Annotated in this window: 9 protein-coding genes; 8 read left to right on the top strand and 1 reads right to left on the bottom strand. The window is 62.0% G+C overall.

Going from position 1 to position 9920, the window contains the following annotated elements:
* The coding region (locus tag PK789_RS10830) for a metallopeptidase TldD-related protein (RefSeq protein WP_324308778.1) at positions 1-523 on the top strand (523 nt) is incomplete at its 5' end.
* Here the strand turns inward: PK789_RS10830 and yjgA are convergent.
* A complete protein-coding gene (gene yjgA, locus PK789_RS10825; protein ID WP_324308776.1) occupies positions 524-1099 on the bottom strand; it encodes a ribosome biogenesis factor YjgA in 576 nt (191 codons plus the stop codon).
* 17 nt (positions 1100-1116) lie between these two features.
* On the opposite strand from yjgA, the gene pmbA reads away from it, so the two are divergent.
* The 7 genes from pmbA (at position 1117) to galE (ending at position 9665) form a co-directional block, all read left to right on the top strand.
* The gene (pmbA, locus tag PK789_RS10820) at positions 1117-2490 is read left to right on the top strand and encodes a metalloprotease PmbA (RefSeq protein WP_324308774.1); all 1374 of its coding nucleotides are present in this window, start codon (positions 1117-1119) and stop codon (positions 2488-2490) included.
* A 77-nt stretch (positions 2491-2567) separates the two neighbouring features.
* Positions 2568-4001, top strand: coding sequence for a DUF1800 domain-containing protein (locus PK789_RS10815; protein ID WP_324308772.1), 1434 nt, complete (start codon positions 2568-2570; stop codon positions 3999-4001).
* A gap of 1 nt (position 4002) precedes the next feature.
* Complete coding sequence (locus tag PK789_RS10810) at positions 4003-5160, top strand: DUF1501 domain-containing protein (RefSeq protein WP_324308771.1); 1158 nt, start codon at positions 4003-4005, stop codon at positions 5158-5160.
* Positions 5161-5234: 74 nt separating this feature from the next.
* On the top strand, positions 5235-5576 hold the full coding sequence (locus PK789_RS10805) for a DUF4870 domain-containing protein (RefSeq protein WP_324308770.1): 342 nt from the start codon (positions 5235-5237) through the stop codon (positions 5574-5576).
* A 139-nt stretch (positions 5577-5715) separates the two neighbouring features.
* The gene (tviB, locus tag PK789_RS10800; RefSeq protein WP_324308769.1) at positions 5716-7014 is read left to right on the top strand and encodes a Vi polysaccharide biosynthesis UDP-N-acetylglucosamine C-6 dehydrogenase TviB; all 1299 of its coding nucleotides are present in this window, start codon (positions 5716-5718) and stop codon (positions 7012-7014) included.
* A 165-nt stretch (positions 7015-7179) separates the two neighbouring features.
* A complete protein-coding gene (locus tag PK789_RS10795) occupies positions 7180-8655 on the top strand; it encodes an ATP-binding protein (protein ID WP_324308768.1) in 1476 nt (491 codons plus the stop codon).
* Positions 8656-8657: 2 nt separating this feature from the next.
* Positions 8658-9665 (top strand): UDP-glucose 4-epimerase GalE, encoded by a 1008-nt coding sequence (gene galE, locus PK789_RS10790; protein WP_324308766.1) that lies wholly within the window; start codon positions 8658-8660, stop codon positions 9663-9665.
* Positions 9666-9920: the final 255 nt, after the last annotated feature.

The raw sequence follows: 9920 nt of genomic DNA, 5'->3' as shown, positions 1-9920 counted from the left end.
TATCGATGATGAAGGCACCCCCACCGCGTGTACCCCGTTGATCGACGACGGCATTTTGGTGGGCTACATGCAAGATACCCACAATGCCCGCCTGATGGGCATGGCCCCCACCGGCAATGGCCGTCGTGAATCGTTCGCGCATCTGGTGATGCCGCGCATGACCAATACCTACATGCGTGCCGGCAACCACGACCCGCAAGAGATGATTCGCTCGGTGAAGAAAGGCCTGTACGCGGTGAACTTTGGTGGCGGCCAGGTGGACATCACCAGCGGCAAATACGTGTTCTCGGCCACCGAGGCCTATTTGATCGAAGACGGAAAAATCACCGCGCCGGTAAAGGGCGCCACCTTGATTGGCAATGGCCCGGAAACCATGCAAAAAGTAGCGATGATCGGCCACGATCTGGCGCTGGACGACGGCGTGGGGATCTGCGGCAAAGACGGCCAAAGCGTGCCGGTGGGCGTGGGTCAGCCGTCGCTGCTGATTTCAGAGCTCACCGTGGGCGGAACGCAGGCGGGCTGATCAGTCGTGACTGTCTTCGTCTTCGTCACCGTCGTCCGCGTCGGTGCTGGCCTCGCCACCCGTCAACACGTCCCGCAGCTCCCGGAACAACTCGCGGAACGCGCGTGGCGGTTTGTTTTTCGCGCGTTCTTCGCGGCTGTTGCGCACCAATTGGCGCAGCTTCTGGCGGTCGGCGTGCGGGTATTGCGCCAGCACGTCGGTAAGCGCGGCGTCGCCATCGTCGCCCAGCAGCGCCTCACGCAGGGCTTCTGCGCGATGCAGTGCGGCGGTTTCGCGGCGCGCGGTTTCGCCGTCTTCGCGCATCGCATCGCGAATCGCCTCCAACGCATCCTCATCCAACTTGCGCATTTGCTTGGCCAAAAACGCCAACTGCCGCTTGCGTGCCCCGTGCGAGGTGATGCGCTGGGTGTCGCGAATATGTGGCAGCAGCTCCTCGGGAATGGGCAGCTTGCCCAGCTGGGTGGCCGTCATTGCCACCAAGTGTTCGCCCAGTTCCAACACGTCCAGCGCCGCGCGGCGCTGCGCGCTGCGGCTGGGGCTCAAAAACTCACCGGTATCTTCGTCACGTCCTCGCATCGGCATAGGATAAGCCATTGAACAGCACACACCTTGAACGTATTCCCGCCGACGACAGCCAGGCGCGCCAACAGCGACTGGCCGAGATCGCCCAACAGGTGCTGGGCCGCGCCCGCAGCGCCGGTGCCAGCCAATGTGAAGTCACCTGCAACGAGGACGTCGGCTTGGCCGTCAACGTGCGCATGGGCGCCGTTGAAACGGTGGAAGCCACCCGCGACCGTGGGGTGGGTCTCACCGTCTATTTTGGTCAGCGCAAAGGCAGTGCCAGCACCGCCGACCTGCGTGAAGACAGTCTGGCCGCCACCGTGGCGCAGGCATGCGCCATTGCCCGGTATACCGAACAAGACCCTTGCGCGGGTTTGGCCGAGGCCAGCTTGATGGCGCAGACCCAGCGCGAGTTCGACAGTTGGCACCCGGCCGCGTTTGATGCCGATCGCGCCATCGATGTGGCCTTGGCCTGCGAGGCCGCCGGGCGTGCGGTGGATACGCGCATTCGCAATTCCGATGGCGCGTCGATGAATGCCAATGCCTCACTCAGTGTGTATGCCAATTCACACGGTTTTTTGGGGGCCGAACGGGCCACCTCCTACAGCACCGGCTGCGCCCTGATTGCGGGCGAAGGCGAGGCGATGCAGCGCGATGGTTGGTTCAGTGTGGCGCTGGCGCAACAGGATTTGGAAGCCCCCGACGCCATCGGCCGCAACGCCGCACAGCGCGTATTGGCGCGCTTGCAGCCACGGCAATTGCCCACCGGGCAGGTGCCGGTATTGTTCAGTGCAGAGATGGCGCGCTCGTTGATTGGCAGCTTCATCGGTGCCGTCTCTGGCGGCGCGTTGTACCGCCGCGCCAGCTTCTTGCTGGACAGCGTGGGCACCCGCGTATTCCCTGAATGGTTTGCGATCGAAGAAGACCCGTTTTTGCCGCGCGGGTTTCGTTCGGCCTCGTTTGATGCCGAAGGCGTGGCCACGCGCAAATCGATGCTGGTCGATGCCGGCACCGTGCAGCGTTATGTGCTGGGCAGTTATTCGGCGCGCAAGCTGGGCTTGCAGACCACGGCCAACGCCGGTGGCGTGCACAACCTCACCGTCAAGGCCAATGCCGGCACACTGGCTGCGCAAATCAAAAGCATGGGCCGTGGCCTGCTGGTGACGGAGTTGATGGGGCAGGGCGTCAACGCCATCACCGGCGACTACTCGCGCGGCGCGGCCGGGTTTTGGATTGAACATGGCGAAATTGCCTATCCGGTGGATGGCATCACCATTGCCGGCAATTTGAAAACCATGTTTGCCGCCATCGAAACCGTAGGCACCGATGTGGACCTGCGTTCGCATGTGCGCACCGGCTCGATCCTGGTCGGCAATATGACCGTCGCTGGTACCGGCGAAAGATGACAAAAGCGTAATCCCGCGCGCGTCAACCTGCGCGGGGCATCCTGCGTTGGCAGTCATGTTCCCCAAGGAGCAAGGCGATGGCAACGATGCAACTGGCAAACGCGACCGCAAGCGCGGTCAATCGGTTTGGGTTGGGCGCACGCCCGGAAGAATTGCAGACCCTCGGCGGCGACCCGCGTGGCTGGCTGTTGGCGCAGCTGCAAGGTGCGGCACCGATTGCCGCATTCGATGGACTGCCCGATAGCCGCGCCTATCTGGCCATGTACACACGGGTGCAGCAGCAGCGCAAGGCAATGCGCGAGCAGCGCGCGGCCGGTGCTGCCGACATGCAAAAAAAAGTGGGAGGGCGCGATGAGTTGCGCAGTGCGCTGCAACAAGACTTGGTGCTGCGCCAAGGTGTTGCGGTCACCACGGCGCAGGGATTTCGTGAACGTTTGGTGCGGTTCTGGTCCAACCACTTCGCCATTTCGGTGGATAAGCGCATCGCCTCGCTGTTTGCCGCACCGATGGAACGCGAAGCCATCCGCCCACATGCCACCGGTCGTTTTGCCGATTTATTGCTGGCGGTGGAGCGGCATCCGGGCATGTTGTTGTATCTGGACAATGCGCAATCCATCGGCAGTGATTCGAAGGCGGCAGTCAATGCCGCGCGCCGCAATAGCGACAAGCCGAAGTCGGGCCGACGCGGGTTGAATGAAAATCTCGCCCGCGAAATCATGGAGCTGCACACCCTGGGCGTGAATGCCGGTTACAGCCAAACCGATGTCACCGAATTTGCCCGCGCCATCACCGGCTGGAGTGTGGTGCGTCCCAATGATCGCGATGGCGCAGGGCGTGGCGATGGTTTCGTGTTTCGCACTACCGCGCACGAACCCGGCGCACGCCGGGTGTTCGGCAAGACCTACCGGCAAGACGGTGAAATGCAGGGCGTGGCGGTGCTGCACGACTTGGCCGTACACCCGGCCACGGCGCGGCATGTGTCGCAGAAATTGGCACGGCATTTCATTGCCGACGATCCCGCGCCAGCCCTGGTGGAACGCATGGCCAATACCTGGCTGCGCAGTGGCGGTGACATCGCGGCGGTGTGCCGCACGATGGTGACCTCGGACGAGGCGTGGTCAGCGCAGGCACGCAAGTTCAAAACCCCCGATGACTATTTCCTATCCGCACTGCGTGCCAGCAATCTGCAGTCGCAGGACGATGTGGCACTGGCGGTGCGTTTGCAGGCGCAACTGGGGCAGCCGTTATTCCAACCGCGTTCCCCCGCTGGGTTTGGCGATGTGGCCGCCGATTGGGGCGGGCCGGATGCCTTGTTCAAGCGTGTGCAAGCGGCGCAGGCCTTGGCCGACCGGCTGCCCGACATGCAAGGCAGCACCCCCTTGCACATGGGCGAAGCGGCGCTCGGCGCAAGCTTGGACCCACAAACAGCGACGGCCTTGCGGCGTGCTGAATCCATACAACAGGGCGTGGCATTGTTGCTGGCCAGCCCCGCCTTCCAATGGAGGATCTAAGATGAACCTCGATCGACGTGGTTTTTTGGGGATGGGCGCGGCCTCGCTGGCGCTGGCCGCCCTGCCCAAATTCGCATTGGCCGCTGCCGGACGCGGTGATACCCGCTTTTTGTTGGTGCTGTTGCGCGGCGGCTTGGATGGCGTGCATGCGCTGCAGGCACCGGGTGATGCTGGGTATATGGCCTTACGCGGTGATTTCATCCACAGCAAAGGCCAAGCCGACAGTCTGAAGCTAGACGGTAATTTTTCCCTACACGGCGCACTGGGCTTTATGGCCAGCTTGTACGCGCAGCAGCAATTGTTGCCGATGGTGGCGGTTGCGCCGCCGTACCGGCAACGCTCGCATTTTGAAGCCCAAGATTGTGTGGAAAACGGCACCACTGGCACCAGTGGCACCACCGGTTGGCTCAATCGTTGCGTGGCGGCCATGCCGGGTGGCAAGGGCTTGGCGATTTCGGCGGTGATGCCGCTGGCGATGCGCGGCAAGGGCGATGTCAGCACCTGGTCGCCGCCTTTGGCCAAAGGGGTCGATCCCATCTTGTGGCAGCAGTTGCAGGTGCTGTACGCCGCCGACCCCAGCTTGGCCCCCACGTTTGCCGGCATCGACGCACGCATGGAAGCGATGGGCGCAGGCAAAGGTCAGAACGGCTTGAAGTTACCGCAAGCCATGGCAGCAGCGGCCAAATTTATGGCGGCCGCAAACGGGCCACGTATTGGCTTTGTGGAAGACACCGGCTGGGACACCCACGGCGGTGAGCTGGCGATTTTGGACCGCAAACTGGGCGAACTAGACGCCGGCATCAAAGCCTTCCATGACGGTGCACAACCCATCTGGGCCAATACCGTGGTGGTGGTGGTCACCGAATTTGGCCGCACTGCCGCCATCAACGGCACCGGCGGCACCGACCACGGCACCGGCGGGGTGGCATTTGTCGCCGGCGGCGCAGTGAAAGGTGGACGCATCGCCGGGCAATGGCCGGGAATGGGCAAAACCCAGCTCAACGAGGGCCGCGACCTGCTGGCAACCACCGACATGCGCGCCTTGTTCAAAGGCATCCTGCGCGAGCACTTGGAAGTGAGCGCCGATGCCTTGGCACGCAGCGTGTTCCCGGAGAGTGCGGGCCTGCCTTCGCTGCCGGGATTGGTGCGCGCGGGCTGACCTGTTTTTTTCGCGAAAGGCGTTATGCTTGAGGAAGGCGCATATCACGCCATAACCCGGGGACACCTAAGCACATGAACGACGTCACTGCATCTTCCGAAGACCGCAACCTTGCCATGCTCACGCACCTGTCCGGCATCCTGCTGGGCTTCATCGTGCCGCTGATCATCTGGTTGACCAATAAAGACAAAACCGACAAGGCTTGGTTGAACACACAGGCAGTGGAAGCGCTGAACTTCCAAATTCTTGTTGCAATCGCCTATGTGGCATGCATGATTTTGGCATTCATCATCATCGGCGGTTTGTTGATGCCGGTCGTTTGGATCGCCAATCTGATTTTCTGCATCCTCGCTGGCATGGCTGCAAACAAGGGCGAAAACTATCGCTACCCAGTGTCGTTGCGTTTGATCAAATAATCGTTGCCACGATGTCAACAAACAGGCCGGAGCAATCCGGCCTTTTGTTGTCTGTGGCACATGCGATTGCTATCGGTACACGCGTCGTCGCACTTTGGGTGAAAATAGACGCTTCGTGACCCCATCTGGAACCCACTGCATGCAGACCCTCGACCACGCCCATATCGCTATCATTGGTCTTGGCTATGTGGGCCTGCCGTTGGCAGTGGAATTTGGCAAGCGCTACCCCACCGTTGGTTTTGATATTCGCGCGGCGCGTGTGGAAGAACTCCAGCGCGGCCACGACAGCACGCTGGAAGTTGAACCCGACTTGCTGGCCCAAGCCACCCAGCTGCGCTACAGCGCGACACGGGACGACATCAAGCCCTGCAACGTCTTTGTCGTCACCGTGCCTACCCCGATCGACGCCGCCAAGCGCCCCGACCTGACCCCCTTGATCAAGGCCAGCGAAGCCATCGGCAGTGTGTTGAAGCCCGGTGATACGGTGATCTACGAATCCACCGTGTACCCCGGTTGCACCGAAGAAGTCTGCGTGCCGATCTTGGAGCGCGTCTCCGGCCTGCGTTTTGAAGCCACTGCCAACCCCGGCGAGCAGACCTTCGCCATCGGCTACTCGCCCGAACGCATCAACCCCGGCGATAAAGCCCACCGTGTGACCACGATCCTCAAGGTCACCTCCGGTTCCAGCGCAGAGACCGCCCATTTCGTGGATGCGCTGTACGCCAGCATCATTACTGCCGGCACCCACAAAGCCCCCAGTATCAAAGTGGCCGAAGCCGCCAAAGTCATCGAAAACACCCAGCGCGATCTCAACATCGCCTTGGTCAACGACCTTGCCATCTTGTTCAACAAGCTGGGTATTGACACTTTGGACGTGTTGGAAGCGGCCGGTACCAAATGGAATTTCCTACCGTTCCGCCCCGGCTTGGTGGGCGGTCACTGCATCAGCGTGGATCCGTACTACTTGACCCATAAAGCGCAGGAAGTGGGGCACCACCCGCAGGTGATTTTGGCGGGGCGTCGCACCAATGACAGCATGGGGCCATTCGTCGCGGATCAAACGATCAAACTGATGCTGAAAAAAGGCATCAACCCGGTACGCGCACGCATCTTGATTCTGGGTTTGGCGTTCAAGGAAAACTGCCCCGACCTGCGCAATACCCGCGTGGTGGACATCATCGACACCCTGCGCAGCTACAACGCCAACGTGGACATCCACGACCCGTGGGTGGATGCCGCCGAGGCACAGCACGAATACGCCATCGACCTGATCACAGCGCCGCAACCGGCCAGCTACGACGCGGTGATCCTGGCCGTGGGGCACGACCAATTCAAGCAACTGGGCGGGCAGGGCGTGCGCGCCTTGCTGAAAGCCGATGGCGTGGTCTATGACGTCAAACATGTGCTGCCACGGGATGCGGTGGAAGGGCGACTATGATTCCACAATGACAAGATCGCCGAATGGCTGCGGCAGGGCGTGGCGCTGGCAGCGCGACAACCCCACCGGCTACGCATGAGCTACGGCACGAGATAAGTGATGACAAACAACAAGATACCGGCGATTGCCAGGTAACTTAATATTTTTTAAGTTAAGCTTCGAAGCATGCTGTCCTCCCCCGTCAAACCGTGGTCGTTCTACGGCCGCCGTACTGAGCTTGAGCAACTGGAGCAGGTGCTGGCGCGTGGGCGCTGGTTTTTCATGCAGATTTCCGGGCGCAGGCGGATCGGCAAGACCGCACTGATCCAGCAAGCCCTGCGACGGGTCGGGATCACCCGTACCCTCTACATCCAGATCCCGGACTCGGATCCGGCCGGCGTGGTGGCCGCCTGCAATGGTTACTTGGAGACTTTTGGCATCGCCGAGCGCGCCGATGGCCTAGCCGGGCTGGCCAGTCTCATTGGCCGCCTGGCCCGCGCCGGTTACGTTGTGGCTCTGGACGAGTTTCAGTACTTCCACCGCAAGCAGTTGTTCGACTTTTGCTCGATGCTGCAGGCCGAAGTGGACCAGCTTGCCACCCAAGCCGACCAGGTGCCAGGTGGCCTGATTGTGCTTGGATCCTTGCATGCGGAAATGACCGCCCTGCTGGAAGACCGCGATGCTCCGCTGTTCAACCGGGTCACCGACGTATTGCATCTGGATCACTTAGACATCGCCTCGGTGCTGGAAATTTTGCACACCCATGCCGACGACGACCCCAACCGATTGCTGTTTTTCTGGAATTTGTTCGAAGGCGTGCCCAAGTTCTACCGCGACGCCTACGAGCAAGGCGTGCTGGGCGAAGGCCGCCATGGCGTGCTTGAACGCCTGTTCTTTGCCAGCTCCTCGCCGCTGCGCGGCGAAGCCGACAATTGGTTCCTGCGCGAGTTGCGCGGCCGCTACGACATGGTGCTGCAATACTTGGCGGCGCATCCCGGCTGTACCAATTCCGACATCGAAGCGGCCATGGCCACACTCAGCGGTCCCGGTGATGCGCGCCAGGTGGGTGGGTACCTCAAGATTTTGGCCGAGCGCTACCGCATGATCGAGCGTCGTCTGCCCATCTTCGCCAAATCCAACGCACGCAGTGGTCGCTACTACATCCGTGACAACTTTCTGCGTGCTTGGCTGCACGCGTTGCAACGTCCGGTGTTGTCGGTGGCATTCCGTCCGATGCCCGAACTAATTGCGCAAGCCGACGAGCGCCTGCAGGAGAGTGAAGGTTACGCACTGGAAGACCTCGCCGCGCAGCTTTACGAAGAGCGTAGCCGCCGTGGGCTGGGGGACTTCAGCTTGAGCCAGCGCATCCACGGCTACTGGGACCGGGGCGACGTGGAGATCGACCTCGTGGCCGTGGACGAAGACAACCGCCGCCTGCGCCTAGGTACCTGCAAGCGCAATCCCGCCCGGCTGCCCGCGGCCGTCCTAGATCTGCACCGGCACGGGCAGCGGTTCCTGCAGGCACACCCGCGCTTCCAGGGCTGGGCCATCGAGCACGTGGCCATCGCACCGCAGATCCCACCTGCACTACGCGCCGAACTGCACACGCTGCAGGCCAACGCCCAGGATCTGGCTGACTTAACCGCAGGACTGTCGGAATGAGCATGAACATCCTCGTCACCGGCGGTGCCGGCTACATCGGCAGTCATACCTGCGTGGCGCTGCTGGAAGCAGGGCACCAGGTCACCGTCATCGACAACCTGTGCAATAGCAACGCCGACGTCTTGACGCGCGTGCAAGCACTGACCGGCCGCAGTCTGCGCTTCGTACACGGCGATATCCGCAGCCGCGATGATCTTGCCCGCGCGTTCGCGGGCGGCATCGGCGCGGTGATCCACTTCGCCGCGCTCAAGGCGGTGGGCGAAAGTTGCGCCCAGCCGTTGGCCTATTTCGATAACAACATCAGCGGCACCATCATGTTGATGCAGGCCATGCAGGCCGCCGGTGTTGAGCGGCTGGTGTTCTCGTCCTCGGCCACCGTGTATGGCCAGCCCGACCATGTGCCGGTGAAGGAAGACGCGCCCCTGCGCGTCACCAATCCGTATGGCCGCACCAAGTTGGTGATGGAAGACCTGATCCGCGATTGGTGTGCCTCTCGCCCGGAGTTGAGCGCGGTGCTACTGCGCTACTTCAACCCAGTGGGTGCCCACCCCAGCGGCCAAATCGGCGAAGACCCGCGCGGCATCCCCAACAACCTGATGCCCTACATCGCGCAAGTTGCCAGCGGCCAACGCGAGCGCCTGCACGTCTTTGGCAACGACTATCCCACCCCCGACGGCACCGGCATCCGCGACTACCTGCACGTCATGGATCTGGCCGACGCCCACGTAAAAGCATTGGACTACGCCACCACCCACACCGGCTGCGAAGCCTTCAACCTCGGCACCGGGCAGGGCCACTCGGTGCTGGAACTGGTGCGCGCGTTTGAACACGCCAGCGGCCGCAAGATTCCCTGCACCATCACCCAGCGCCGCCCCGGCGACGTGGCCGAAATTTGGGCCAACCCGGCCCGGGCGATGCAAGTGCTAGGCTGGGCCGCCCAATATGACTTAGCTGCGATGTGTGCGGATACGTGGCGCTGGCAGCGGGATAATCCCACTGGCTACGCATGAGCTGCGGCTGTATGCACGCGCTTTTTCAAGCTTCAACATGTCGGATATGTTTGATATCAAATCTTTGCTGCAAGCAAACTGCCGTCATGTCCACCCTGCATGAACTTGGCAATGCCGTGCATGCCCGTCGCCCCGAAATGGGGTTGACGCAGGCACGCCTGCGCAAAATTCTGGAAGCGGGCACCGTCACGCCCGACGACGCGCCAATCTCGCTGCTGGCCTCACTGGCCGAGCAACTACGCCGCGAGGCCGGGA

The sequence above is a fragment of the Thermomonas sp. genome (assembly GCF_035369645.1).
Taxonomy (GTDB): Bacteria; Pseudomonadota; Gammaproteobacteria; order Xanthomonadales; family Xanthomonadaceae; genus Thermomonas.
Note: the sequence above shows the minus strand (reverse complement) of the source record. Positions and strands in the feature narration are given on the sequence as shown.